The organism is Arthrobacter sp. K410C (genome assembly GCF_059090105.1).
In genome coordinates this window covers 187,018-210,712 of record NZ_JBNHFJ010000003.1, presented here as the reverse complement: position 1 = coordinate 210,712, position 23,695 = coordinate 187,018, and the positions used below count along the sequence as shown (strand labels likewise).

The window sequence follows — 23,695 nt, the reverse complement described above, 5'->3', positions numbered from 1 at the left end:
TGGCGCTTCCGGTGGATGCTCAAAGTCTACTTGCCGACCGGACACCGGGCGAGGTGCGGCGGTTCACCACAGCAGCGTCAGTTCCAGGTCCACGGCGGGCCGGGCGTCCCTCCAGGCGTCGAGCACCGGGCTGAGCCGGGATTCGGCGCCGGCCAGCCCCAGCCGCGTCGCGTCGGACGATGCCGGCACGTGGTGGTGCCCGTCGTCGGGAGTTCCATGGGAGCATTCCGAGCACAGGAGGCGCATCCCGGACCAGTCATCGGCGCCCATGCCGTGCTGCTCCAGGAGATCGGAGAGTTCCTGGAGGTCGTCCGGTGTTGCCCCGGCCACCTGGGCCTGCCACGTGGGCAGGCCGGAGTCCTCCAGCCGCAGGAGCTGGTCGAATACCGCCACGTCCTGCCCGCCCAGCCTGCGGAACCCCTTCGGTTCGCCGTCGTGCAGGACGACGTCCCTGAACCGGTGCCCGGATTCTGGCAGCGGGACACTCGCGATGACGGCGTGGGCGGGGCTCCTGCGCCAGCACCAGACCACTTCAGTGGCGCCGGCGGAGGGCAGCACCTGGTGGGGAAGGCTTGGCTGGTCCGGATTCAGCCGGATGGGCGCCAGGCCGAAATTGGAGTCGATGGGATCGTAGCCGGTTCCCATGCCCTTAATGCCGTAGGCAGCCCAGGCCCGGCGGGCGGTTGCCCAGTCGCCCAAGGCCGTGGAGGCGATTCCCAGGTTCCAGGCGGCGGGGTTGACGCCGTCGAAGTCCGCCGCCTCCACGGGCGTGAAGAGCTCAACGGCCCGGGCGTTGCGTTCCAGGCTTTCAGCCCACTTGCCCAGCGCCTTCGACAGCAGCCCGGCATGGAACCAGGCGTAGAAGGAGTCCGGCGCGAGGCGCAGCATTTCGCCCGCCAGCGCCCTTGCCTTGTCCGTTTCGCCGGCGTCGTCCGCGGCTGTCCAGTCGGACCACACATCCCGGGGCGCACGCTGCTCCCCATGGCCCTGCCATTTGCGAACCGTCACCCGTCCAGTATGCAGGGGCCGCCGGGTGCGCACCATGGCCTTACGGCCCCCTGTCCGGATTAAGGCGAAGCGTACGACGGCGGGGGGGGGCCGGCGTCGTACGCTTCGCCTTCGAAACGGGTTGCCGCTTAGGCGCCCACCAGGGCGTTGTCCTCGCCGCGCACGCTCAGCGTGAAGGTGTTGGGGCCGCTGCAGGTCACGGCAACCCGGCATGTGGTGGTGTTGTGCCGTGCCGAAAGGTCGCTGATCGCGGAGTCCAGGGTGTGGTGGAGGGAGGCTTTGTCCCAGATCTTCAGGGTCACGGAGTCAGTGGCATCGAACGTCATTATTCAACTTCCATTTCTTGCGGTCTGGCGGCCCGATCATGTCCGGCCGTGTCCTCGTCAGTGAGGACAAACAGTAGGGAAAGCGCATTCCCATGTTTCATGGTGCATGGCCCCCGGATGAATGGCAACCCGAACGGGGGTTTGTGAGCAAGCACACCGGAGGGCGGGAAAGCCCGCCCGGCTGCGCTAAAGGGCCGGATTCAGGCTGAGGGTGAAGGTGTTGGGGCCGCTGCAGGTCACTGCGATGCTGCCCTTGTCAGTGTTGTGGCGGGCGGAGAGGTCCTCCACAAGCGTGTCCAACGTGGCGTGGACGGCGGAGCGGTCCCAGATTTTGAGGGTCACGGATTCGGCAGTTTCAAACGTCATTGTTCAGTACTTCCTTGCATTGGTCCGGCCGGTAAAGCCGGAAAGTCGGCCTGCTCGCGCCGTGGGGCGTTCGGCCGCCCGCTGGGCATGCCGGCGCGCCTCATTGCGTCACCAGGATGGGTAAGGGCCGGAAACACCTCCTGCCCTGCCCTTCCATGGTGCCGAAACCGAAAGGGTGCTCTCAACCAAATCGCCGTTTATTGCAAGTGAATCTCATCACGCATGGACGGGCGCCGCCCCCACCGTTCCCAGCGGGATAACGTGCGGACGGCCTTCGGTGGGTTCGGCCACCACGTGGGCGTCCAGGCCGAACACCTCCAGCAGGCACTCGGGGGTGATGACCGCGGACGGGCTGCCCTGCGCCACGATGGCGCCGTCCTTCATGGCGATGATGTGGTCCGAGTAGCGGGCGGCCAGCGAGATGTCGTGGAGCACCATCACGATGGTCCGGTGGTGCTCGCGGTTCAGCCGGCGGACTAGTTCCAGCACATCCACCTGGTGGGCCAGATCCAGGTACGTGGTGGGCTCGTCCAGCAGCAGGATCCCCGTTTCCTGCGCCAGCGTCATGGAAATCCAGGCCCGTTGCCGCTGTCCGCCCGAAAGGTCCTCGAGCGGTGAATCTGCCAGTCCCAGGATGTCGGTGGCCTCCAGGGCAGCCTCTACTACCCCTTCGTCGGCAGCGGAAAACTGCTGGTACCACTTCTGTCGCGGGTGCCTGCCCCGGGAGACGAGGTCCGCCACCGTCAGTCCGGACGGCGCAGTGGGGGCCTGTGGCAGCACGCTGATGCGGGTGGCGATGTGCCGGGTGGAGTGTTCCCGGAGCGGGATGCCGTCCAGCAGTACGTTGCCGGACCGGGGGTTCAGCAGCCTGCCGAGGCCCCTCAGCAAGGTGGACTTGCCGCAGCCGTTGGGGCCGATGATGGAGGTGACCCGGGCGTCGGGGACATCGAGGGTGAGGCCGCTGATGATGTCTGCGCCGTCGTAGCCGAGACTGACGTCCCGGGCACGGAGGCCCTGTTGCCGGGTGGACATGTTCAACTCAGCCTCCGCTGGTATTTGAGGATCAGGTGGATCAGGAACGGTGCCCCCACCACGGCGGTGGCCACGCCCACCGGCAGCGGGGCGGCGAGGGCATTGGCGGACAGGGTGTCCGCCAGCAGCACGAAGATGGCGCCCACCAGGGCGGACACCCCCACGGAGGGAATCACGGTGGATGCCAGTGCCCGGGCAATCCGGGGACTTGCCAGGGCAACAAACGCCACGGGTCCCGCCGTCACGGTCGCCACCGACGCGAGCAGGACGGCGAGGGCCAGGACAACCAGGCGGACCGCGCCGATCCGGGCACCAAGCCCGACGGCGGTGTCCTCACCCAGGCTGGTGAGCAGCAGCCACCGGCCGCTTAGCATCGCAGCCAGGAGCAGCACCGCAGCACTGAGCGCCATGGGCTGGACGGTTTCCCAGTCCTTTCCATTGAGCGAGCCCATCATCCACGTGAGCGCCTGGGCGGCGCTTGTCACGTCGCCCAGGGTGAGGATCCACGTGGTGAGGCTGGCTGCCAGGCCGGAGATGCCCAGGCCGGCCAGCACCAGCCGGTAGCTGTCCAGCCCGCGCCGGTAGGAGAGCAGGTAGACGGCGACTCCGCTGGTAATGCCTGCGGCGAACGCGGCAGCGGGCATGCCCACCGTCGCGGCCAGCCCGCTCAGGCCCGCGTGGCCCCCGCCCGCGATGACCAGCACGGCCACTGCCCCCAGCGAGGCGCCGGCCGTTACTCCCAGCAGGTCCGGGCTTGCCAGCGGGTTGCGCGCTACGGTCTGCGTGATGGCGCCGGCGGCAGCCAGGCAGGCTCCCACTACGACGGCGGCCACCATCCGCGGTGCGCGGAACTCCGTTACTGCCAGGTGGATCCGGGTGTTGGAGTCGTCGCCCAGAAGGGCCCGGAGGACGTCCGGGTAGGCCATGGGTGTGCCGCCGAAGGCAACGTGCAGCGCCATGGCGGCCACCGTTGCCAGGACCAGCAGGACCGCCACCACCAGCACGCGGACGTTGAAGCGGACGGAAACGGGGCCTGCCCGCAGCGCCCTGATGCCTGTGGGGCTCGGGGAAGTTTTCCGGAGCTGCGCCTTCTGGAGGACGGTCATAGCGTCTGCAGCCTCTTACGCCTGGCCAGGTAGATGAAGAAGGGTGCGCCCACCACGGCAAGGACCACGGCGACCGAGAGTTCGCCGGGCCTGGCGATCAGGCGTCCCGCCGTATCAGCGAGCAGCACCACGGTGGCGCCGGTAAAGAGCGAAACCGGTACCAACCAGCGGTAGTCCGGGCCGGTGATGGTACGGGTGAGGTGTGGAACCAGGAGTCCGGCGAAGGCGATGGGGCCTGCCAGGGTCACGGCAGTACCGGCAAGGAGGGTGACCGCGCCAATGCCCACGGCGCGTGCCCGCAGCACCGGGATGCCGAGCGAGACGGCGGTGTCCGTTCCCAGCGCCAGCGCGTTCAGGGCGCGGATGTTGAGCAGGGCAAGCAGCACTCCGGCAGCGATGAACGGCCACACCAGCTCGAGGACCCCGGTCCTGCCGGCCAGGGAACCCACCTGCCAGAACCGCAGGGTGTCCAGGGCCTGGTCGTTGAGCAGGACGATTCCGGCCACAAGTCCGGAGCACAATGCAGTGACGGCGGCACCGGCGAGCACCAGCGTCACAGGGGTGGTTCCGTAGCGGGCCGCCGAGCCGATCATGAACACCAGGACGCTGGCCGCGAGGGCACCGGCGAAGGCCAGCAGTGCCTGGGCCAGGGCGGGAAGGTCACCAGCAATGGCGGTGGCAGCCACGATGGCCAGCGCGGCTCCCTGGTTGATCCCCAGCAGGCCGGGGTCCGCCACGGGATTCCGGGTGTGGCCCTGGACCAGGGTTCCCGCCAGGCCGAGGCAGATACCGGCGCAGATTCCCAGCACGGTGCGGGGCCAGCGCAGTTCGCGGATGGTCACGTCCATGACGTCGCCAGTGGGAGTGAACAGGGCGTGCCAGGCTTCCTGCAACGAGGAGGGCTGCCCTCCGATGCAGATGCTGAGCACGCTGGCCAGGAACAGGGCCAGCACCGAAGCCAGGAACCAGGCTGCCCGGTTCCGGGGAGCCTTCCGCGGCGGGGGAACGGGCGCAACGGGTCCTGCCGGCGCCCGTTCCACCATGGGGCCCGGCTCAAAGTTCAGCGTTTTCACATCGGACTTTCTATTACGTCACGGGTTTGTGAGCTATTCCTCCAAATGCTGCTACAGTCTACGGCAGACGCAGGTAAGCCTTACCTAATGCGTCGCAGACCCGTTCCGTTTATGAAGGCATCCCCGTGAAAACTCGCATCTCCAGGCAGCTCACTGCTGCCGCCGCCGGCGTGGTCCTCCTGGCCACAGCGGCCTGCGGCTCCCTGGCCGCCACCACCAGCAGCACCGCCACCACCGCCGCTGCCGAGGCCGCCGGATTCCCGCTGACCATGGAACACACCATGGGCTCGACCACCATCGAAGAGGTCCCGAAGCGCGTAGTTGCGCTTGACCCCAGCTACATCGACGCGGCGCTCCTGCTCGAGGCTGACCTGGTGGGCTACGTGCAGTACCGGCAGGACCCCAAGGCCCCCTTCGCCCCTTACCTCGGCGACGTTGCCGATGCCACCAAGGATGCGGTGAACGTTGGAACCCTGGCCGAACCCAACTTGGAAAAGATCCTGGAACTGCAGCCGGACCTGATCGTGTCCGCGAAGGTCCGCCACGAGGCGCTCTACTCGCAGCTGTCCAAGATCGCGCCCACCATCTTCTCCGTGAGCACCGGTCCCACCTGGAAGGAGAACGTTGTTTTCCTCGGTGAGGCACTGGGCAAGAAGGCCAAAGCCGAGGAACTGGTCAAGGCCTACGAGGACCGTGCGGCAAAGGTCGGCGCCGAGATCCTGGCAAAGAAGCCGGACGCCACCTACTCGCTGATCCGCTTCACCGGCGGTGACACCGCACGCCTGTACTCCTCGAATTCCTTCATCGGCGAAATCATGGCGGACATGAACATCCCGCGGCCCAAGGACCAGCCGGACAGCGACAAGGAGATCTTCGTCCCGCTCTCCGCCGAGCAGATCCTGCAGGGCGACGCCGGCCTGGTGATGGTCAGCGCCTTCACCCCCGCCGGCGCCGAGGGCGACAAGGCCCGCGCACAGCAGGAGGCCTTCCAGTCCAACCCGCTGTGGCAGCGGCTGCAGGGCGAGGTCAAGAACGTTGACGACGCCACGTTCCTGGCGTCGGTCAGCATCCAGGGCGCCCACGCCGTGATCACCGAGCTGGCCAACCACTACGGCGTGGATCCCCAGCTGCCGTAATGCCCCTGATGGCTGCTTCAGCACCGGTTTCCGGGCACCCTGTGCGGGTGTTCGAAGCAGTGGTGGCGGAAGTGCGGGACCTGTCCCCGAACTTCCGCCGCGTCACGTTAACCGGTCCTTCCCTGCTGGACTTCGGTGTGCCGGGGCCCACCCTTGACCTCCGCATCAAGCTGCTGCTGCCCACCCCCGGCCATCCCCTGCAGCTCCCAGGCGGTGCGAACGGCGTCCTCCAAACGGGCTGGTACCAGGACTGGCTCCGGCAGGACCAGCCCGGCCGCGGCTTCATCCGCAGCTACACGGTCCGGGCGCTGCGCCGGACCCCCTCATGCCCGGAAGTCGACGTCGACTTTGTCCTGCACCGGGGACCGGGGAACCAAGCGGGGCCGGGATCCGCTTGGGCGGCGGAGGCAGCCGCGGGCTGCCCGGCCTGGTTCGTGGGCCCGGATATCACGGCGGTGACAGCCGCCACCCCCTTGCCCGAGGCCGGGATCAACTGGCACCCCGGCCGGTCGGAACGGGTCCTGCTCGCGGGGGATGAAACTGCGGTTCCCGCCATCAGTTCCATCCTCGAAGCACTTTTGCCGCAGATCGGCGGACACGCCTTCCTGGAAGTCCCCGACGCCGCGGACGTCCTTCCGCTCGCCACACAAAGCGGGGTGCGGGTCATCTGGCTCCATCGCGGCTCCGGCGCCGTGCCGCGCGGTGTCCGGCTCGTAAAGGCTGTGCAGCAGGCAGTTGCCTCCGGCGCCAACGCCGGATACCCCTATGCCTGGGTGGGCGCCGAAGCGGCAACTGTTAAATCCCTCCGCCGGTGCCTCACGGATTCGGGCGTGGACCCCAGGGCGTCGGAGTTCCGGGGCTACTGGAGCCTTGGCAAGGCCGGCTCGGGCGTCAACGGGATTCCCGTGCCCAAGCCCTGAACCCGGAACTGTTCGTCGAAGCAGGTAAGGCGGGATCCCTTGAGCCCACAAAGGGGCGGCGCCTTTTCCCGGCGGACAGTAAGATGGGCCCATGTCGACTTCCGCGGATAACGAGTCAGTACTGCAGCTGCAGGAAGTCCTGGTGGGCGCCGAGAACGCGGTGGAATTCCTCTCCGGACTTTCCGGCTTGGCGGCAGCCGCGGTATCGGAAGCGGCCAACGACCAGATTGAATGCGCGGTCACCCTCAAGCTGCGGCGCAGGCCTGCCACGGCTGCCGGGAGCAGTCCGCGGGCCGTGGAGCTTGACCGTATAGAGCAGGCGTTGGGCGATGGTCCTTGCATCAAAGCACTGCGCGAGATGTCCCCGGTGATAATCGATGACGTTTCCGAGGACCCCCGGTGGCCGGAGTTGAATCAGAAGTTCAAGGAGCACGGCGTGCACAGCAGTCTGGGGGTGCCGCTGGAAATCAGCGGGGACTCCCGTGCGGCCCTCAATTTCTTCGCTGCAAAACCGCGCGCCTTCAACGCGGACGTCTATGACAAGGCTTTGGGATTCGCCGCGGCCGCCCACAACACACTGAATCTCTCCGTCCGGATCAACACTGCCCAGAACCGGGCGGAGGACCTCGAAGCAGCCTTGCAGAGCAGGACCGCCATCAATCTGGCCTGCGGTGTCATCATGGCGCAGAACCGCTGCTCCCAGGCCGAAGCCATGGACATTCTTACCAAGGTCTCCAGCAACCGGAACCGCAAGCTGCGTGACGTTGCCGCCGAACTGATCGAACAACTGTCCGGCAACAACATCCAGACCCACTTCGACGGGTAGCGGCAGCCCGCTGTCAGCCCGCCCGCAGGACAGAGACGACGGCGGATCCGCCGGCCGCGTTTGCGTCGCCTGACCCCCGTCCCCGCACATCCCAGCAGTTGCCGCTGCCGATCACCTCGAAGTCCTCCGAGCCCGCCGCGGGCAGGATGAGGGCCGTGCTTTCGTCAATGGCAACAGCCCTCGCCACCAGGCCTGCCGCCACGGCACCGACAGCCCGGCCAAGTGTTCCGGCCTGCGCCGCATGGACGTCCACGGCAAAGGGGGCAAGGCCAAGACCCTCGCGGATGTCCAGCGCGTCCAGTCCTTCCGAGCACTCTTCACCGCACACCTCGATGCCATGCACCCGGTAGCCGCCGATCAGTGCCTGCGCCGGTGCCACCATGGCGCCCGCGGAAAAGCCAAGGTAGGAAGCGCCGCCGGCAACAATGCGGGTAAGTGCCGGCATCGCGGGATGAAGACCCGCCAGGTAGGCCGGGGTCAGTCCGCCGCCCACCACCACCGCATCCACGCCGTCGAACAGCGCCGGGTCCGCGGACCGCACCTCGCCAAGGAGCACCGGAACCAGCTCGAACGGCAGCCGTGCACGCAGCGGCTCAACATACTCGGCCAGCAGGCCAGCGGGGTTGCCGGCCTGGTCATGGACCACCACGGCAATCCTCGCGGAGCGGGCAGCGCCCGGTTTCTGTGACACTTCCGCGGCAAAGCGGTCAAACACTTCGGGAAAGGCCAACGGGTCCGGCCCGGCACCGGCGAGGAAAATGCTCATGCGCTTCAACCTACCCGCCGGGCCCGGGCGTTGTGCGGACGGCGCAGAAGAGGGGGAAAAACCCCTTGACCCGCGCCCGGGACGGGAATATCGTACAACCAAATGGTTGTAGATAAGCTCCGTGATTCCGAACTGGACCGCCTCTTCCAGGCGTTCGCCGATTCCACCCGCCGGGACATTGTTCGGCGCGTGACAGTGGGCGAGTACTCGGTCTCGGGTCTCGCGGCCCTCTACGCCATGAGTTTCGCCGCAGTCCAGAAGCATGTGGCGGTGTTGGAGCGCGCTTCCCTGGTCACCAAGGAAAGGCGCGGAAGGGAGCAGATTGTGCGGGGTGATCATGAAGGCCTGCAGAAAGCCCGGCGGCTGCTCGACGAATACGAACAAATCTGGCGGCAGCGTGCCGCCCGGATGGCCCACATTCTCACTGAAGGTTAGGAAGGCATTGCCATGACAGTCATCAGTATGGTCAAGAATCCCGAGGCCCTGAGCATGACGCTCGTTGCCGAGTTTGATGCCGGCGTGGATCGGGTCTGGCAGCTCTGGGAGGACCCGCGCCAGCTTGAGCGCTGGTGGGGTCCGCCCACGTACCCGGCCACGTTCCACAAGCACGAGTTCGTGCCGGGCGGCAAGGCCAACTACTACATGACAAGCCCCGAGGGGGAGAAGTTCCACGGCTGGTGGGAGTTCACCGCCATTGAAGCGCCGCGGCAGCTGGAATTCAACGACGGCTTCGCGGACAGCGATGGCAACCCCACTGGCGAGCATGGCACCTCGCACGCCCTGGTCACGATCGAACCGCTGGGGGAGCGGACCCGGATGACCATCCTGTCCACGTTCGAGTCCGAAGAACAGCTGGAACAGATGGTGGCCATGGGCATGATGGAGGGCATGAGGGAAGCAGTCGGCCAGATCGATGCGATCCTCGCGGAGCACGCCAACGCCTGACGAAAGGAAAGCGTACGACGGCGGGACCTCCCGCCGTCGTACGCTATGCGTTGGGCGCCGCCTGTTGTGGCGCGGCGGCGGCGAAAACCAGCAGCGAACTGGTGGCGGTGGCCAGCGGGCCGCCGTCCGGAGCGAAGACGCGGCCCTCGGCAAAGATGACCCGGGACCCCGACTTCACCACCGATCCTTCGGCGCGCAGGACGGCATGCTGCAGCGTAATGGGGCGGAGATAGCTGACCGAGAGGTCAATGGACGTGTAGCCGAAGCCGGCAGCCAGCGTGCTGTGCGCCGCGCACCCCACCACGGTGTCCAGCAGGGTGCACGCCAGGCCGCCGTGCACCACACCCAGCGGGTTGTAGTGTGCCTCGGCCGGCCGGCACTCGAACTCCACCCGCCCGTGTTCAACCGCCACCAGGCGCAGGTTCATCAGCGAAGCCATGGGCGGTCGCGGAATGCTGCCGTCCCGCATGCCGGACAGGAAGTCCAGCCCGGACATGGTCGGCAAGTGCTCCAGACCCACTTTCGGGTCCGTCCAGCTGAAGGTCTCCGAGCGTTCCGCCTGCCCGCTGGTGTCCATGGGCTTCTCCTCCGCCGTGGCCGCCTTTGTGTGCCAGCTTAGGCGCTGCCGGGGTTAGCCGGCAGGGCGTTCGGCCCTCTCCTGCCATCCCGTCCAGCGCAGGCGTTGAACCGTCCGAGGGGCGTCCGAAATACTTGAAGAGGGCATTGAAGGGCGGTGGACAGGGTGAGCAGCGGGTCAGGAGAATTCCGGAAGCGGCGGCTGGAGCGTGCCGCCGAGGTGCGGTCCTACCGGGGAGCCGGCATCAGCGCCGAAGAGGAAGCCGCCCTTGCTGCCCTTGAAGCCAAGGAACGGGAGAAGCGCCGCAAGGTGGGCGATGCCGCCAGGGCGGACTACCTGATCCGGGATGCCATGGCCCAGGGCAAGTTCGACAACCTCAAGTACGCCGGCAAGCCCATCCCGGGGCTGGGTGAATCGTATGATCCCGACTGGTGGGTCAAGGGCCTGCTCCAGCGCGAGAACATCAGCGGCCTTGGCCCGCCGGCCATTCTCCTGCGCACTGAGGACGCCGAGCTGGACGCCAAGCTTGACGCCCAGTACACGGAACAGCAGGTCCGCGACATCCTGCAGGACTTCAACCGCCGGGTCATCGATGCGCGGCGGCAGCTGCAGGGCGGGCCGCCGGTCGTCACCAAGCTCCGGGAGGTCGAGGAGGAAGTGGTCCGCTGGCGGCACCGGCGGGCCTCCCGGACCGTCGAGCCACCGCCGCCGCCGCTAGCGCCGCGTTCGTGGTGGCAGAAGCTGTGGAAGGGCGCGGGTTAGGCAGTCCGCTCGAACAGCTCGCAGAGGGCGTTGTAGTAGCGCCCGGTCTGCCCCTTGTGGACCAGCCCAATCCGGGTGCACACCCTCTGTGAGGCAGTGTTGGCCGGTGCCGTCACTGCCACTACCTTGTGAAGGCCGCTTTCGAAGGCGTAGGCGAGGACCGCGGCCGCGGCCTCGCTCGCGTAGCCGTTGCCCCAGAAATCGGGGTGGAAGTGCCAGCCGATCTCAGTGTCCCCGGAAGGCTGCAGGGGAAGGGAGCCGCCCGACGCCGGGATGGACTTCAGGAGCAGCGTGCCGGCCAACTCCCCGGTATCTTTGATTTGAACGGCCCAGACTCCATGGACGGGGTGGTCCATCGCCCGCCACACGCGGATCCGTTCCTCCGCCTGCGCCAGGTCCGTCATGACCTGGGGCGGATTGCCGATGAACTGCTGCACCTCCCAGCGGGAGTAGAGATCCAGCACAAAAGTGGCATCCGCCGGCTCCCACTGGCGGAGGACCAGCCGCTCAGTTTCGAGGCTCTTCAGGCCGTTCATTGTGGCAGGCCGGGCCCTCGGGATGACTGAGGCTTGGCGTGGAATCAGGGCTTGGGTGTCGGATTGGGGCCGATCATCGATGGGGGAGGGCCAGGGAAGGGCGCTGCCGGGTACAGCGGCGCCGCCTTCAGCATGTAATTGGCCCACTGCGGTCCTGCAATCATGTAGCCGTCGAGCCGGGGGTAGAACGTCCCGTTGATGGTGACGTTCTGGCCGGGGCGCTTCTGGCTTTCCAGGGGGTCTCCGAAGAAGGATGCGGTGGATAGTCCGGTGGTGTAGCCGACGATCCAGGTGGCCCCATTGTTGTTGGACGTTCCGGTCTTGGCGGCCGTGGGCCACTTGTCATGGACCTTGGGATTGATCCAGAAACCCGATCCCCTTACCAGCACGTCCTGCAGCACCGAATTGACGCCCCGCGCCACGTCGGGCTTTACGGCATCCCGGCACTCGACATTCTGCGCCGGCAGCTTGCCGCCGGCGGCATCCGTGATCTCCACCAGCGCGATCGGGGTGCAGTAGCGGCCGTCATTGGCGAAGGTCGCGAAAGCGTTCGCCATATGCAGCGGAGCCACGTTGGTGGCACCGAGCAGGTTGCCCAGCTGGTGCATGTTGATCGGTGACCCGTCCAGCCCGTTGTGCAGGCCCACGCTGTCCACCATCTTCTGGATGCCGCAGAAATCCAGCTGCGTGGCTGATGCGAAGGTGGCCGTGTTGATGGAGTTGTACAGGCCGTAGTTGATGGCCATCTTCCGGTAGAAGCCCTCTTCGGCGTTCTGCAGGTCATCCGCGGCGCCCAGCTCAGGGTTGTTCTGCGCCGTACTGTAGGCGCCCAGCACCTTGCCGCAGCTCGACCGCCACGGGAAGCCCAGCGGGTAGACGCGGCGTGAGGCGTCCACCTCCGCGGTCAGCGGCTTACCCTCGTTCAGCCACTGGGCAAACGTGAACGGCTTCATGGTGGAACCCGTCTGGAACCCGCCCGCACCGTTCAGGTTGTTGCCCTGGGGGTCCTTGGCGTCCACATTGAAGTTCAGGTGGGTGTCGAACTTTCCCGGCTCTGCCAGGAACACCGTGTTCTGGGCCATTGCCAGGATCTTGCCGGTTCCCGGCTGGACCGTGACCAGCGCGGCGCCCCACCGGTCGGGGTTGGCCCCGGCCGTGCCGTCCACCTGCGCCTGGGCAGCGGCCTGCAACCGGCTGTCCAGAGTGGTGATGATGGTCAGGCCCCCGCGGTACAGTTTGCGCTGGCGTTCGGCCTCGTTCTGCCCGAACGCAGGATTGTTCAGGATCAGGTGCGAAATGTAGTCGCAGAAGTACGGGGCCATGGTGGCGTTCGCGCAGCCCTGGCGCTCCGGACTGATCTTGAGTTCAATCGGGGTGGCAACCGCCTGGTCGTGCTCAGCCTGGGTGATCATGCCGAGGTTGCGCATCTCGCCCAAAACCTGGTTGCGGCGGGCCATGGAATTGTCCGGGTTGAGCGCCGGGTTGTAGAACGTGGGACTGTTCACCAGCCCGGCCAGCAGGGCCGCCTGGGGGAGGTTAAGGTCCTTGGCGGTGGTGCTGAAGAAATAGCGCGCGGCGGCCTCGACACCGTAGGCGTCACTGTTGAAGAACACAATGTTCAGGTAGCCCTCAAGGATCTGCTCCTTGCTGAACTTCTTCTCCAGGGCTATGGCCAGCTTCATCTCGCGCAGCTTGTCGCCCATGTCCTTCTGGCCGCTGAGGACCACCTCGTCGGGCCGGTCCTGGGACACCCGCGACTCGTTGATGACATTGGTGACGTACTGCTGGGTGATGGTTGAAGCACCCTGCTGGTCGCCCTTGGTCAGGTTGGCCACCACAGCCCGGAGGATGCCCTGCGGGTCCACGCCGGCATGGTCGTAGAACCTGCTGTCCTCGATGGCGATGACGGCGTCCTTGATGTACGGCGACATCTGGTCCAGCGGGATCCGGACCCGGTTCTCCGCATAGAACGTGGCAATCGGCTGGCCGTCGGACGTCAGCACCTTGGTGGATTGCGACGGCGGCTGCACGGTCAGTTCCTCGGGCAGGCTTTCAAAGAACCCGATGGAGTTGCTGACGCCGAATCCTGCGGCAGCTACTGCCGGGACCACCAGGCTCGCCACCAGGACACCGCACATGGCAGACGCGGCCAGGAACCCCAGGAGTCGTCCCACGGCGCTGCCTTTACCGCGCCTGCGCTTCCTTTTTTTCACCATTTTTCAGCCCTCGGAGCTTGGAGGTGTGAAAAGACTACGCCCGGGTAAGAGGGTCTTCCATAGCCCGGCAGGTCAGGATTTGGTCACACTTCGCCCTTGACGGGCCGATAGTTACCAACATATCGTTAACTATCGCTGAATAGGTTAGTGAAGATAATGATCCTTTGGAAGGACGAGCCACCATGAAAGGCATTTCTGACGAAAAATTCCCCCACCGCGATGTCGGCAGGGGCAGGTTTGAGCGGGGTAGGGGCCGCCGCGGGCCGCACGGCCACCGCGGCGGCGGATTTGGCCCAGTCTTTGGACCCGGTTTCGGCCCAGGCTTCGGCCCAGGATTTGGCCGCGGGTCGAGGCGAGCAAACCGCGGTGATGTCCGCGCAGCCATCCTCTCGCTCCTAGCCGAATCGCCGTCGAATGGTTACGGCTTGATCAAGACCATCGCCGAAAAGACGGACGGCGCGTGGCGCCCGAGCCCCGGCTCCATCTACCCGACGCTGCAGCAGCTCGTGGACGAGGGCCTCATCGAGCCGCTGAGCGAAGGGCGCGGCACCGAGTTTGCCCTGGGCGACGCCGGCAGGGCCTACGTTGCAGAGCACGCCGAGGAGATGGAGAACGTATGGAATGCCGGTCCGGACAGCTCGGACCGGGAATTCCACCAGAGCATCGGCAAGCTGATGGGCGTTATCCACCAGTTCCGCAGCGGCGTCTCGGAGGAGCAGCGTGCAGCGGCGATCGAAAAGCTGGATGAAACCCGCCGTGCCCTGTACAAAATCCTGGCGGACTAGGTAGGGAAGCCCGGCGGCGCCGACACCCTAGGCGAACGCATCCTCCTTGGCCCTCCGCATGACAGCGTCCTTGGTTGTGCCATGGAGTTCGGCAGAACCGGGCCGCAGCGGGTTGAGCCCGGCGCCCAGCTGACCGAAGGGGTAGGCGCTCTCTGCGTGCTCGGACAGGTCCACGCCCGCAGTCTCCGCTTCGTGGCTGACCCGGAACCCGATGGTCTTGTTGATGGCCCGGGCGATGACCAGGGTGCCGAGTCCGGAGAGCAGCATGGTGACGACGACGGCCGCCATCTGGGCGATGAGCTGCTGGATGCCGCCGCCGTAGAAGAGCCCGCCGCCCTGGCCGTCAACGGGCAGGGCAATGAAGCCAAGTGCCAGGGTGCCGATGAGCCCGGCACCAAGGTGGACGCCCACTACATCCAGGGAGTCATCCAGACCGAACCGGTACTTGAGGTCAACGAAGACGGCGCAGGCGGCACCGGCCACCAGGCCCAGGCCGATTGCGGCCACCGGGCTGATGTTGGCGCAGGACGGGGTGATGGCCACAAGTCCGGCCACCACACCTGATGCCGCCCCCAGGGATGTGGGGTGGCCGTGCCGGATCTTTTCCGTGACCAACCAGCTGAGCATGGCCGCGGCCGGGGTAACCAGCGTGTTGACCCAGATCAGGCCTGCCTGTTCGGCGCTGGTGGCAGCGCCGCCGTTGAAACCGAACCAGCCGAACCAGAGGATGGCCGCACCCAGCATGATGAAGGGCACGTTGTGCGGGCGGTGGTTCGGGTCCTGGGCGAAGCCGTGCCGCTGCCCGACGATGAGTGCGAGGACCAGGGCCGCTGTTCCGGAACTGATCTCCACCACGGCGCCGCCGGCGAAATCGATGACCTGGCCGAAGACCGCGGTGAGGGCGCCGCCAGGGCTCAGGAGCCCGCCGCCCCAGATCATATAGGCGAGGGGGCAGTAGACCGCCGTAATCCAGAGCGGCACGAACAACGCCCAGGCGCCGAATTTCGCCCGGTCGGCGATGGCACCGCTGATCAGGGCCACGGTAATGATGGCGAACGTGGAGCTGAAGCCGGCCTTGATCAGGTCCGGGGAGCCCATCAGTTTCTGGAGCCCGAAGCTGGTGAAGGGGTTGCCGAAGAGGCCCAGCACGCCGTCGCCGGTGGTCATGGAGTAGCCCCACAGCACCCACACCACCCCGACGATGCCGGCGGAGATGAAACTCATCATGATCATGTTGAGGGCGGCTTTGGCGCGCGTCATGCCGCCGTAGAAGAGACCCAGTCCCGGAGTCATCAGCAGTACCATCGCGGCCGACATCATCAGCCAGACGTGTTGGGCAGAAATTTCCACCGGCGGTCCCTTCGCGCAAGATCCTCCCGGGACGGTTCTGACGTCCCGGCAATTCCCCCGGGGACCAATCTTTCGTTGCCTGTGTTTCGGTTATTGCCCCGGAAAGTTGCGGCGAGGTTACGCAAATCGCTTCCGCGTGAAGTTCGCGTGTCGAAGATGTTTCAGCTGTGTTAACCGGCGCCCTCCGGGCTGTGCCGGAAATGGGGCGGGCGGCTCTCGCGCGCCGGAATGGCGGGGAAGGTCCGGGGGAAAAGGTGAGGCACGCCGTCGTACGCTTCCGCCGCCACGTTTCCTGCCCGTGAACGGCGGCTCACAGCCGTGGGCTAGAACTGCCGGGCGTTGGTGAGGACCGGGAGCTTGGCGCGCACGTCCTCAACCGTGGAGGGATCGATGTCCACGACGGCGAGTTCTGGCTTGCCACCAAGCGATGCCAGGGTGGAGCCCAGCGGGGAGATGACGGCGCTGTGGCCGATTCCGGTGGGCGCGCTGCCGGCCGGTCCTGCGCCGGTGGTCTCGGGGTCGCCCTGGCCGCAGGCCACCACGAAGGTGGTGCTGTCCAGTGCCCGGGCGCGGACCAGGAGGTCCCACTGTTCCGCCTTGCCTTCACCGGCACCCCAGGAGGCGCACACGATATTCACCTGGGCGCCGGCCTTCGCATTGGCCGTAAACAGGGCCGGGAACCGGACGTCGTAGCACGTGGCCAGGCCGAAGACGGTTCCGTCCACCTCGAACGTGACGGGGCTTTCCCCGGCGTCCACAGTCTTGGATTCGGTGAAGCCGAAGGCGTCGAAGAGGTGGACCTTGTCGTAGGACGTGTCCACGCCGGGGCCGGTCACCAGCAGGGTGTTGCGGACCCGGCCGTCCTTCCCGGGGGTGAACATCCCCGCCACAATCACAATCTGGAGTTCCCTGGCGATACCCCTGACTTTGTCGGCCCACGGGCCGTCCAGCGGTTCCGCAATGTCCTTCAGGGAGTGGCCGAAGGCCCGCATCGCCGCCTCGGGGAAGACCACCAGTTCCGCGCCGGCCGCCTTGGCCTGTGCGGCATAGTCCCGGATCAGCTCCAGGTTGGCCGCCGGATCGGCGCTGCTGATGATCTGGGCGACTGCAAGACGCATGGAAGAACTCCAATCTGGTGCCGCAGGCAGGTGCGCCGAGCGGGGGATATTCCCAGCTTATCGAGCTACTGCTTGTAGCCCTCCACCTCGCTGACGGGCCTCGGTTCGGCCTCATTGGGGTTCTCCCCGGAGTCCGACTTCGCCCTGCGCTGGCGCAGCAGGTCCCAGCACTGGTCCAGGCTTTCCTCCACCTGCCTGAGCCGGGCCTGGTCCGGCACCTGTCCGTCACCGGCCGCCTCGCGCAGGGAATGCTCCTCCTCCACCAGGGCCTGGATGCGCGCCAAAATGTCCTGATCGTTCATTATTTCCCTCTTTCCCTTGCCTGTCCCTCCGGTCCCCTCAGGGTACGTAGTCGCTGCAGAACCCACCACCCCCTGCGCGGTACCATCAGGTTCATGCCCACTGTGCTTGATATGGCAGGTCCAATCCTGGAAATGCTGACCTGGATGTGCCTGCCCACCGGCCTGGGCCTGCTGTTCTACACAGGATTCCTCCGCCGCTTCGTGCACCCATGGGCAGTGGCCGACGCCGTGGTGTACTCGGACAGCACCGGCGTGGGTTTCCGCTGGCTGGACCGGAAGCAGCAGATGCACCGGGCACCCATGTCGCCCCATGACATCAAGCACCTATCCGAGGGCGATACGCTGCCCATTTACTACCATCCCAAGCGTCCCACCCAGTGGCAGACCGTGGAGCCGGAGGAGGCCGGCCGGACGGCTGCGGTGCTGGGGCGTGTGCTGACCGGCATCGGGGCCGTGGCCCTGCTGGCCGGTTTTGTCCTGCCGATGTTCTGAAAGGGTGCCCGGCGGCCGGCAGCTAAGCGGCGAGGACCACGCCGATGCCCAGGCCGCCCAGCACAACCCCGGCGAAAGCCGTCCATAGCACCGCGGCGATGTCGGCGTCGACACGTTCCCTGGCTATGCCGCGGGAGCTGGTGCTGTAGCGCCGGCGCTGGGTGAGGTAGATGGCCAGGGCGGCAGCCGAGGAAACGGCGAACAGCAGCAGGATGGGGAATCCGTGCACCGGAAGCCAGCGCAGGAAAATCGCGCTGACCGTCACCAGCGCCATCATGGTGCGGCCCCACGCAAGGCTGGTTCGTTCAGGCTGCAGGCCCGGATCACCGTGGGGGCCGGGGCGGGAACGTGCCATCGGTCAGCGCCAGAGGATGAAGACAAGCACGACGGCGGCCGCCAGGGCGCCTGCCCCGGCAAGCAGCGGCACAATGAGGGGCAGCGGCAGGGGTGCTTTGTTGCGCATGCTCCGTTCCACCCGGAGCCACCGTACGGCCGCCCCGGCGCTGAGCAGCATGCCCAGCAGCAGCAGGACTATGGCCAGGCCCTTGCGGACCGGCTCCAGGAACAGGTCGGCGGTGAACGCCTCAATGGCGATCCCGCCCGCCAGCAGCGCCAGGGATGTCCGGATCCAGGCAAGGAAGGTGCGCTCATTGGCGAGGGTGAACCGGGGGTCCGGTTCCTCCCCGCCCGGCAGCAGCCGCTCGGCGATCTTTCCGCGCGGCGGCGTAGGTTCGCTGGATGCCGGCTGGGAGTTGGTCACGGTGCCAGTTTAGGCGGTGCGGCCGGACCTCCTTTAACTGCCGCTCCTAACTGCCGCCCCGTGGTGCGAACATGATCACCGCCACGCCCAGCAGGCAGATGAGGGAACCGGCGATGTCCCAGCGGTCGGGCCGGAAACCGTCGAAGACCATGCCCCAGGCGAGCGAACCGGCAACGAACACGCCCCCGTAGGCTGCCAGGATCCGGCCGAAGTGGGCGTCCGGCTGTAGGGTGGCCACAAAGCCGTAGGCGCCCAGGGCGATGACGCCCAGCCCTGCCCACCACCAGTCCTTGCCTTCCCGTACGGATTGCCACACAAGCCAGGCCCCGCCAATTTCCGCTGCGGCGGCCAAGGCGAACAGCAGGACGGCCTTGCCGATGGTCAGTGTCGTGTCAGGAGTACCCACGCAGCCATCATGCCAGCCGGGAATGCCGCCGGGGTCGCGGAGGTTGGGGACAGGTATGGAGCGCATTGGATTCTTGTCATTCGGCCACTGGGGTCCCGGCCAGGGCTCCCGCACCAGGACGGCGGGTGAGGCGCTGCTCCAGGGCATCGAACTGGCCGTGGCCGCGGAGGAGCTTGGTGTGGACGGCGCGTTCTTCCGCGTCCACCACTTCGCCCGCCAGCAGGCCTCCCCGTTCCCGCTGCTGTCCGCCATCGCGGCCCGCACCAGCCGGATTGAAATCGGCACCGGGGTGGTCGACATGCGCTACGAAAACCCCCTTTACATGGCAGAAGAGGCAGCAGCCGCCGACCTGATCAGCGGCGGCCGGCTCCAGCTGGGCATCAGCCGGGGATCACCCGAGCCGGCCCGGCAGGGCGCATCAGCCTTCGGCTACGTGCCGCAACCGGGTGAAACCGACGCCGATATGGCCCGGCGGCACACGGCCCTTTTCCGGAAGGCGATCAGCGGCGCCGGTGTGGCAGAGGCTGATCCGCGGTACGCCGGCGGTGCCACCGGACTGCTGCCGGTCCAGCCCCAGTCGCCCGGCCTCGTCGAACGCATCTGGTGGGGAGCAGGGAGCCGCAAGACCGCCGTCTGGGCTGCCGAGCAGGGCATGAACCTGATGAGTTCCACCCTGCTGACCGAGGACACCGGCGTTCCGTTCCACGAACTGCAGGCCGAGCAGATCCGGCTGTTCCGGGATGCGTGGGCCGCGGCCGCCCACCGGCACGAGCCCCGGATCTCCGTCAGCCGCAGCGTGCTGCCCATCGTGGATGCCGAGGACAGCCGCTACTTCGCGGGCAGCGCCCTGCGGGACAGCCGGGACCAGGTGGGGATCATCGACGGGCTCACCGCAAGGTTCGGCAAGAGCTATGTGGGCGAACCTGACCAGCTGGCAGAAGAACTGGCCGCAGACACCGCCGTCCAGGCAGCGGACACCCTGCTGCTGACGGTCCCCAACCAGCTGGGCGTGGAGTTCAATGCCAAACTTTTGAAAAACGTGGCCAGGCACATCGCCCCGGCGCTGGGATGGAGCCCCTCCCGCTCCTGACAGGCCGTAATCTCTCCCGGGTGGCACGTAATGTCCGCCCGCCATAGCCGCTCCAGGGTATATACTAAGCATGCTTACGATAAACGCGGGAACCGTCTGCGCACGCCAACCGTTACTCTTAGAGTGCGGCTTGGGGGCTTAGCGCCCCTTTTACAGCGTGACTGCGGAACGGTCATATGACGGAGAGAGAGAAATATGGCTCGCGCCGCTCTAGGCTTAATCGCATGATCCGGCTAAGACAGCTGGCCCAGGCGGCCTCAGTACTCACCACGCCCCTGGCGCCCGAGGACATCCTTGCCCTGTTCAACCCGGTGTACTCCGCCCGGCAGCTGCGCGGGGTGGTTACGCGCGTGGTGCAGGAAACCGCGCAGTCGGCCACCATCTTCTTCCGGCCCGGCCGCGGCTGGCACTCCCACCTCGCGGGGCAGTGGGCGCGCATCGGCGTCGAACTCAACGGCGTCCGGCACTGGCGCTCCTACTCCCTCAGCGCTCCCGCCGGCAAGGACCCTGCCATCACCGTCACGGACGTGGGCGCCGTGTCCGGAACGCTGGTGCGCACCACGCGTCCCGGCGATGTCCTCTTCCTGGCACCGCCGCAGGGCGACTTCGTGCTCCCGGAGCACCCGCGGCCCCTGCTGATGGTCACCGCGGGCAGCGGCATCACTCCAGTGATGTCCATGATCCGCACGCTTGTTCCGCGGCGCCCGGATGCCGACGTCGTGCTGGTCCATTCCGCCAAGACCCCCGGCGACAGCCTGTTCCGCGAGGAACTTGCCGAGCTTGCCGACCAGTTCCCCAACTTCAGGCTGGCCCACTGGTTCACCGGTGAGCAGGGGCGCATGGACCTGACCAGCACAGACCAGCTGGACGAGCTCTGCCCGGACTGGAGGGAACGCGCGGCCTACGCCTGCGGGCCGGACAGCTTCCTGGATGACGCCGAAGCGCTCTGGAAGCGTGCAGCGCTCACCACCGCGGCGCCCGGCTCCGAGATAGCCGTGGCCGGCAGTGCAGGCAACCTGATGATCGAACGGTTCAACACCACGTTCAATGTCGGTGTAGGACATGACGGCGGCTTGGTCACCTTCGAAACGTCCGACCGGGAAGTGGAAGCCGACGGCGACACCCCCCTCCTGGACGTGGGCGAGGACGCCGGAATCCTGATGCCCAGCGGCTGCCGGATGGGCATCTGCCACAGCTGCCTCACCCCGCTCCGGGCCGGCCAGGTCCGCGACCTCCGCACCGGCGAAGTCCACGGCGAACCCGGCCAACTGATCCAAACGTGTGTCTCGGCAGCCGCCGGACCCGTCAACCTCGAACTCTGAGGAGCATCACGGTATGTCTGTAATTTCACCCAGCAAAGCCACTCCCTCGTCCACCAAGGGCAGCGCCGCCGGCGGGTCCAGGACGCGCCCCGGAAAGCTGGCTGAGTCCGGCAGCCCCACCGTCCGGCCGCCTGCAGCGGCGCACCTGACCGACGAGCAGGTAGCCGAGCTGGGCCGTGAACTCGACGCCATCCGCGACGAGATCCTGGCCAAGCGCGGCGCCGAAGACGCGGCCTACATCCGCCGGATGATCAAGATCCAGCGCGGACTCGAAATCTCCGGCCGCGCCGCGCTGCTGGTCAGCAAGAACAAGGCCGCCTGGGTTACCGGCACCACCCTGCTCAGCCTGGCCAAGATCCTGGAGAACATGGAGCTGGGCCACAACATCCTCCACGGCCAGTGGGACTGGATGCGGGATCCGGACATCCACTCCACCACCTGGGAATGGGACTTCGTCACCCCCTCGCGCTCCTGGCAGCACACCCACAACGACCTGCACCACCGCTGGACCAACGTGGTGGGCAAGGACAACGACGTCGGATACAACCTCCTGCGCATGGACGATGCCCAGCCGTGGAAGCCCATCAACCTGGCCAACCCGCTGTTCAACGCCATCCTGGCACCGGTTTTCGAGTGGGGCATCGCCATCTACGACCTCGAGCTGACCGAGTACAAGGAAGGCACCAAGTCCAAGGAAGCCCTGCTCAAGGACCTCAAGGCTTTGGGCAAGAAGGTGGTCACGCAGTTCACGAAGGATTACGCCGCCACCCCTGCCGTGGCAATGCTGACCGGTTCCGGGAAGCAGGCCCTCTACGGCACCATCGCGGCCAACGCGATCCGCAACGTCTGGGCTCATGCGGTGATCTTCTGCGGCCACTTCCCCGAAGGTACCGACACCTTCACTGAGGAAATGGTGGAAGGCGAAACCCGCGGCGACTGGTACGTCCGCCAGATGATCGGCTCGGCCAACATCTCGGGATCGAAGTTCATGCACATCATGACCGGCAACCTGTCGCACCAGATCGAGCACCACCTGTTCCCGGACCTGCCCTCCAGCCGGTATGCAGAGGTGGCTCCCCGCGTCCGCGAAATCTGCCAGCGCTACGGGCTGAAGTACACCACCGGACCGCTGATCAAGCAGGTGGGCTCCTCCTGGGCCAAGGTGTTCAAGCTGGCACTGCCGGGCAAAACCGCCAAGGCCTGATGTTTTGGCTGCCCCAGCCGCATAATTGATCCCACAGCCGCCGCGGCCTACGGAGGAATCATGCGGTTCTTGGGAGCACTTCTTGTCATCTGGTTGATCATCGGCGGGGTGGCCGCCTGGCAGCGCGGCTACTTCGGCGGGGCACCGGGGAACTGTGCCGAGGCGGGAACGGTGCTCGTCACCATCGTGGCCGGGCCCTTGAATTACATGGGAGTCAACCCGCAGATCTCCTGCGAGCTGCCACAGCCGTCGCAGTAGCAGGATCGGCACCCAACGCCATTCGCGGCCCTAGAGTAGGGAGTGCGCGGGCTCCGCACAACGTTGCCCGCACCGACCAGCCTCGAAAGGAATCTGCCCGTTATGGCTTTCATCACCGTTGGGACCGAGAACAGCACTGACATCGAGCTCTACTACGAGGACCACGGCTCAGGCCAGCCCGTTGTTCTGATCCACGGCTACCCCCTGGACGGCTCGTCGTGGGAGAAGCAGACAGCTGCCCTGCTGGACGCCGGCTACCGGGTCATCACCTATGACCGCCGCGGCTTTGGCAAGTCCAGCAAGCCCACCGAAGGCTACGACTACGACACGTTCGCTGCCGACCTCAACGAGCTGCTGACCGCGCTGAACCTGAATGACGTGGTGCTGGTGGGCTTCTCCATGGGCACCGGCGAGGTGGCGCGCTACCTGGGCACCTACGGATCCGCCCGCGTGGCACGTGCTGTCTTCCTCGGTTCCCTGGAGCCGTTCCTGCTCAAGACCGACGACAACCCGGACGGCGTCCCGCAGGAAGTCTTCGATGGCCTGATGGAAGCAGTGAAAGCGGACCGCTACGCCTTCTTCACCGAGTTCTTCAAGAACTTCTACAACTCGGACACCTTCCTGGGCACCCCGAGGCTCAGCCAGGAGGCCGTGAACGCCAGCTGGAACCTGGCCTCCAGTTCAGGGGCAACGGCATCCGTTGAGGCCCAGCCCACCTGGATCACGGACTTCCGCCAGGACATCCCCAAGATCGACGTTCCGGCTCTCATCCTGCACGGCACCGCGGACAACATCCTCCCCATCGACTCCACCGGCCGCCTCTTCGCGAAGGCACTGCCCGGCGCCGAGTACGTGGAGATCGAGGGCGCCCCGCACGGCCTGCTCTGGACCCACGGCGCCGAGGTGAATGAAGCACTGCTCCGCTTCCTCGCCAAGTAGCGTTCCGAGCAAACAACTTTCGACGACGGCGGGAGGCCGCCGTCGTCGAAAGTGCGCGAGCGTCGGCCTGCCCG

The 23,695-nt window shown here is 66.6% G+C and carries 29 protein-coding genes; 13 read left to right on the top strand and 16 right to left on the bottom strand.

Features of this window, described 5'->3' with window-relative positions; translation table 11 throughout:
* Window positions 1-63: 63 nt before the first annotated feature.
* The 6 genes from AC5RU7_RS07760 to AC5RU7_RS07735 all read right to left on the bottom strand — a co-directional run bounded on the left by AC5RU7_RS07760 (window position 64) and on the right by AC5RU7_RS07735 (window position 4,911).
* A complete protein-coding gene (locus tag AC5RU7_RS07760; RefSeq protein ID WP_494009520.1) occupies window positions 64-1,008 on the bottom strand; it encodes a tetratricopeptide repeat protein in 945 nt (314 codons plus the stop codon).
* Between the two features lie 128 nt (window positions 1,009-1,136).
* Window positions 1,137-1,334: a hypothetical protein gene (locus AC5RU7_RS07755; protein ID WP_494009519.1), complete on the bottom strand. Its 198-nt coding sequence runs from the start codon at window positions 1,332-1,334 to the stop codon at window positions 1,137-1,139.
* Window positions 1,335-1,520: 186 nt separating this feature from the next.
* On the bottom strand, window positions 1,521-1,700 hold the full coding sequence (locus AC5RU7_RS07750) for a hypothetical protein (RefSeq protein WP_494009518.1): 180 nt from the start codon (window positions 1,698-1,700) through the stop codon (window positions 1,521-1,523).
* Window positions 1,701-1,916: 216 nt separating this feature from the next.
* The gene (locus tag AC5RU7_RS07745; protein WP_494051780.1) at window positions 1,917-2,732 is read right to left on the bottom strand and encodes an ABC transporter ATP-binding protein; all 816 of its coding nucleotides are present in this window, start codon (window positions 2,730-2,732) and stop codon (window positions 1,917-1,919) included.
* A 2-nt stretch (window positions 2,733-2,734) separates the two neighbouring features.
* Window positions 2,735-3,838 (bottom strand): FecCD family ABC transporter permease, encoded by a 1,104-nt coding sequence (locus AC5RU7_RS07740; RefSeq protein WP_494051779.1) that lies wholly within the window; start codon window positions 3,836-3,838, stop codon window positions 2,735-2,737.
* Window positions 3,835-4,911: a FecCD family ABC transporter permease gene (locus AC5RU7_RS07735; RefSeq protein ID WP_494051778.1), complete on the bottom strand. Its 1,077-nt coding sequence runs from the start codon at window positions 4,909-4,911 to the stop codon at window positions 3,835-3,837. Before AC5RU7_RS07735 ends, AC5RU7_RS07740 begins: the two co-directional genes overlap by 4 nt.
* 125 nt (window positions 4,912-5,036) lie before the next feature.
* On the opposite strand from AC5RU7_RS07735, the gene AC5RU7_RS07730 reads away from it, so the two are divergent.
* From AC5RU7_RS07730 to AC5RU7_RS07720, 3 genes are all read left to right on the top strand, one after another.
* Window positions 5,037-6,047 (top strand): ABC transporter substrate-binding protein, encoded by a 1,011-nt coding sequence (locus AC5RU7_RS07730; protein ID WP_494051777.1) that lies wholly within the window; start codon window positions 5,037-5,039, stop codon window positions 6,045-6,047.
* 8 nt (window positions 6,048-6,055) lie between these two features.
* Window positions 6,056-6,967: a siderophore-interacting protein gene (locus tag AC5RU7_RS07725; RefSeq protein WP_494051776.1), complete on the top strand. Its 912-nt coding sequence runs from the start codon at window positions 6,056-6,058 to the stop codon at window positions 6,965-6,967.
* A gap of 91 nt (window positions 6,968-7,058) precedes the next feature.
* Window positions 7,059-7,793, top strand: a complete 735-nt coding sequence (locus AC5RU7_RS07720) for a GAF and ANTAR domain-containing protein (protein ID WP_494051775.1) — start codon at window positions 7,059-7,061, stop codon at window positions 7,791-7,793.
* A gap of 13 nt (window positions 7,794-7,806) precedes the next feature.
* On the opposite strand, the gene AC5RU7_RS07715 is transcribed toward AC5RU7_RS07720, so the two are convergent.
* The gene (locus AC5RU7_RS07715) at window positions 7,807-8,559 is read right to left on the bottom strand and encodes a type 1 glutamine amidotransferase family protein (RefSeq protein ID WP_494051774.1); all 753 of its coding nucleotides are present in this window, start codon (window positions 8,557-8,559) and stop codon (window positions 7,807-7,809) included.
* Between the two features lie 102 nt (window positions 8,560-8,661).
* Between AC5RU7_RS07715 and AC5RU7_RS07710 the strand changes: the two genes are divergently transcribed.
* Together AC5RU7_RS07710 and AC5RU7_RS07705 are read left to right on the top strand one after the other, a co-directional pair.
* A complete protein-coding gene (locus AC5RU7_RS07710) occupies window positions 8,662-8,994 on the top strand; it encodes an ArsR/SmtB family transcription factor (RefSeq protein WP_494051773.1) in 333 nt (110 codons plus the stop codon).
* A gap of 12 nt (window positions 8,995-9,006) precedes the next feature.
* Window positions 9,007-9,504 (top strand): SRPBCC family protein, encoded by a 498-nt coding sequence (locus AC5RU7_RS07705; protein ID WP_494051772.1) that lies wholly within the window; start codon window positions 9,007-9,009, stop codon window positions 9,502-9,504.
* Between the two features lie 43 nt (window positions 9,505-9,547).
* On the opposite strand, the gene AC5RU7_RS07700 is transcribed toward AC5RU7_RS07705, so the two are convergent.
* On the bottom strand, window positions 9,548-10,081 hold the full coding sequence (locus tag AC5RU7_RS07700) for a PaaI family thioesterase (RefSeq protein WP_494051771.1): 534 nt from the start codon (window positions 10,079-10,081) through the stop codon (window positions 9,548-9,550).
* A 165-nt stretch (window positions 10,082-10,246) separates the two neighbouring features.
* Here AC5RU7_RS07700 and AC5RU7_RS07695 point away from each other — a divergent pair, with 165 nt between their 5' ends.
* Entirely contained in the window at window positions 10,247-10,843 is a 597-nt protein-coding gene (locus AC5RU7_RS07695) for a DnaJ family domain-containing protein (protein ID WP_494051770.1), read from the top strand.
* Here AC5RU7_RS07695 and AC5RU7_RS07690 read toward each other — a convergent pair.
* Window positions 10,840-11,379, bottom strand: coding sequence for a GNAT family N-acetyltransferase (locus AC5RU7_RS07690; protein WP_494051769.1), 540 nt, complete (start codon window positions 11,377-11,379; stop codon window positions 10,840-10,842). The two genes, AC5RU7_RS07695 and AC5RU7_RS07690, sit on opposite strands and share 4 nt — an antisense overlap.
* A gap of 44 nt (window positions 11,380-11,423) precedes the next feature.
* The gene (locus AC5RU7_RS07685) at window positions 11,424-13,595 is read right to left on the bottom strand and encodes a transglycosylase domain-containing protein (RefSeq protein WP_494051768.1); all 2,172 of its coding nucleotides are present in this window, start codon (window positions 13,593-13,595) and stop codon (window positions 11,424-11,426) included.
* 182 nt (window positions 13,596-13,777) lie between these two features.
* Between AC5RU7_RS07685 and AC5RU7_RS07680 the strand changes: the two genes are divergently transcribed.
* Window positions 13,778-14,380, top strand: coding sequence for a PadR family transcriptional regulator (locus AC5RU7_RS07680; protein WP_494051767.1), 603 nt, complete (start codon window positions 13,778-13,780; stop codon window positions 14,378-14,380).
* A gap of 27 nt (window positions 14,381-14,407) precedes the next feature.
* Here the strand turns inward: AC5RU7_RS07680 and AC5RU7_RS07675 are convergent, their stop codons facing one another.
* The 3 genes from AC5RU7_RS07675 to AC5RU7_RS07665 all read right to left on the bottom strand — a co-directional run bounded on the left by AC5RU7_RS07675 (window position 14,408) and on the right by AC5RU7_RS07665 (window position 17,150).
* The gene (locus AC5RU7_RS07675) at window positions 14,408-15,730 is read right to left on the bottom strand and encodes an ammonium transporter (RefSeq protein WP_494051766.1); all 1,323 of its coding nucleotides are present in this window, start codon (window positions 15,728-15,730) and stop codon (window positions 14,408-14,410) included.
* A gap of 323 nt (window positions 15,731-16,053) precedes the next feature.
* Window positions 16,054-16,848 carry a carbon-nitrogen hydrolase family protein gene (locus tag AC5RU7_RS07670; RefSeq protein ID WP_494051765.1) on the bottom strand — a complete coding sequence of 265 codons (795 nt, stop codon included), beginning with the start codon at window positions 16,846-16,848 and terminating at the stop codon, window positions 16,054-16,056.
* A 65-nt stretch (window positions 16,849-16,913) separates the two neighbouring features.
* Window positions 16,914-17,150 (bottom strand): DUF2630 family protein, encoded by a 237-nt coding sequence (locus tag AC5RU7_RS07665; protein WP_494009500.1) that lies wholly within the window; start codon window positions 17,148-17,150, stop codon window positions 16,914-16,916.
* Between the two features lie 93 nt (window positions 17,151-17,243).
* On the opposite strand from AC5RU7_RS07665, the gene AC5RU7_RS07660 reads away from it, so the two are divergent.
* The gene (locus tag AC5RU7_RS07660; protein WP_494051764.1) at window positions 17,244-17,642 is read left to right on the top strand and encodes a hypothetical protein; all 399 of its coding nucleotides are present in this window, start codon (window positions 17,244-17,246) and stop codon (window positions 17,640-17,642) included.
* Between the two features lie 22 nt (window positions 17,643-17,664).
* Here AC5RU7_RS07660 and AC5RU7_RS07655 read toward each other — a convergent pair whose 3' ends face one another.
* From AC5RU7_RS07655 to AC5RU7_RS07645, 3 genes are read right to left on the bottom strand one after another with little or no spacing between them, the layout of a single operon-like run.
* Window positions 17,665-17,997 carry a DUF202 domain-containing protein gene (locus AC5RU7_RS07655; RefSeq protein WP_494009498.1) on the bottom strand — a complete coding sequence of 111 codons (333 nt, stop codon included), beginning with the start codon at window positions 17,995-17,997 and terminating at the stop codon, window positions 17,665-17,667.
* A gap of 3 nt (window positions 17,998-18,000) precedes the next feature.
* Window positions 18,001-18,402, bottom strand: coding sequence for a YidH family protein (locus tag AC5RU7_RS07650; protein WP_494051763.1), 402 nt, complete (start codon window positions 18,400-18,402; stop codon window positions 18,001-18,003).
* 46 nt (window positions 18,403-18,448) lie between these two features.
* A complete protein-coding gene (locus tag AC5RU7_RS07645; protein ID WP_494051844.1) occupies window positions 18,449-18,787 on the bottom strand; it encodes a YnfA family protein in 339 nt (112 codons plus the stop codon).
* A gap of 76 nt (window positions 18,788-18,863) precedes the next feature.
* On the opposite strand from AC5RU7_RS07645, the gene AC5RU7_RS07640 reads away from it, so the two are divergent.
* From AC5RU7_RS07640 to AC5RU7_RS07620, 5 genes are all read left to right on the top strand, one after another.
* Window positions 18,864-19,898 (top strand): LLM class flavin-dependent oxidoreductase, encoded by a 1,035-nt coding sequence (locus AC5RU7_RS07640; RefSeq protein ID WP_494051762.1) that lies wholly within the window; start codon window positions 18,864-18,866, stop codon window positions 19,896-19,898.
* 224 nt (window positions 19,899-20,122) lie between these two features.
* Window positions 20,123-21,220, top strand: coding sequence for a ferredoxin reductase (locus AC5RU7_RS07635; protein ID WP_494051761.1), 1,098 nt, complete (start codon window positions 20,123-20,125; stop codon window positions 21,218-21,220).
* A 13-nt stretch (window positions 21,221-21,233) separates the two neighbouring features.
* The gene (locus AC5RU7_RS07630; protein WP_494051760.1) at window positions 21,234-22,424 is read left to right on the top strand and encodes a fatty acid desaturase family protein; all 1,191 of its coding nucleotides are present in this window, start codon (window positions 21,234-21,236) and stop codon (window positions 22,422-22,424) included.
* A 60-nt stretch (window positions 22,425-22,484) separates the two neighbouring features.
* The gene (locus AC5RU7_RS07625) at window positions 22,485-22,682 is read left to right on the top strand and encodes a hypothetical protein (RefSeq protein WP_494009493.1); all 198 of its coding nucleotides are present in this window, start codon (window positions 22,485-22,487) and stop codon (window positions 22,680-22,682) included.
* 102 nt (window positions 22,683-22,784) lie between these two features.
* Window positions 22,785-23,621, top strand: coding sequence for an alpha/beta fold hydrolase (locus AC5RU7_RS07620; RefSeq protein WP_494051759.1), 837 nt, complete (start codon window positions 22,785-22,787; stop codon window positions 23,619-23,621).
* Window positions 23,622-23,695 lie beyond the last annotated feature (74 nt).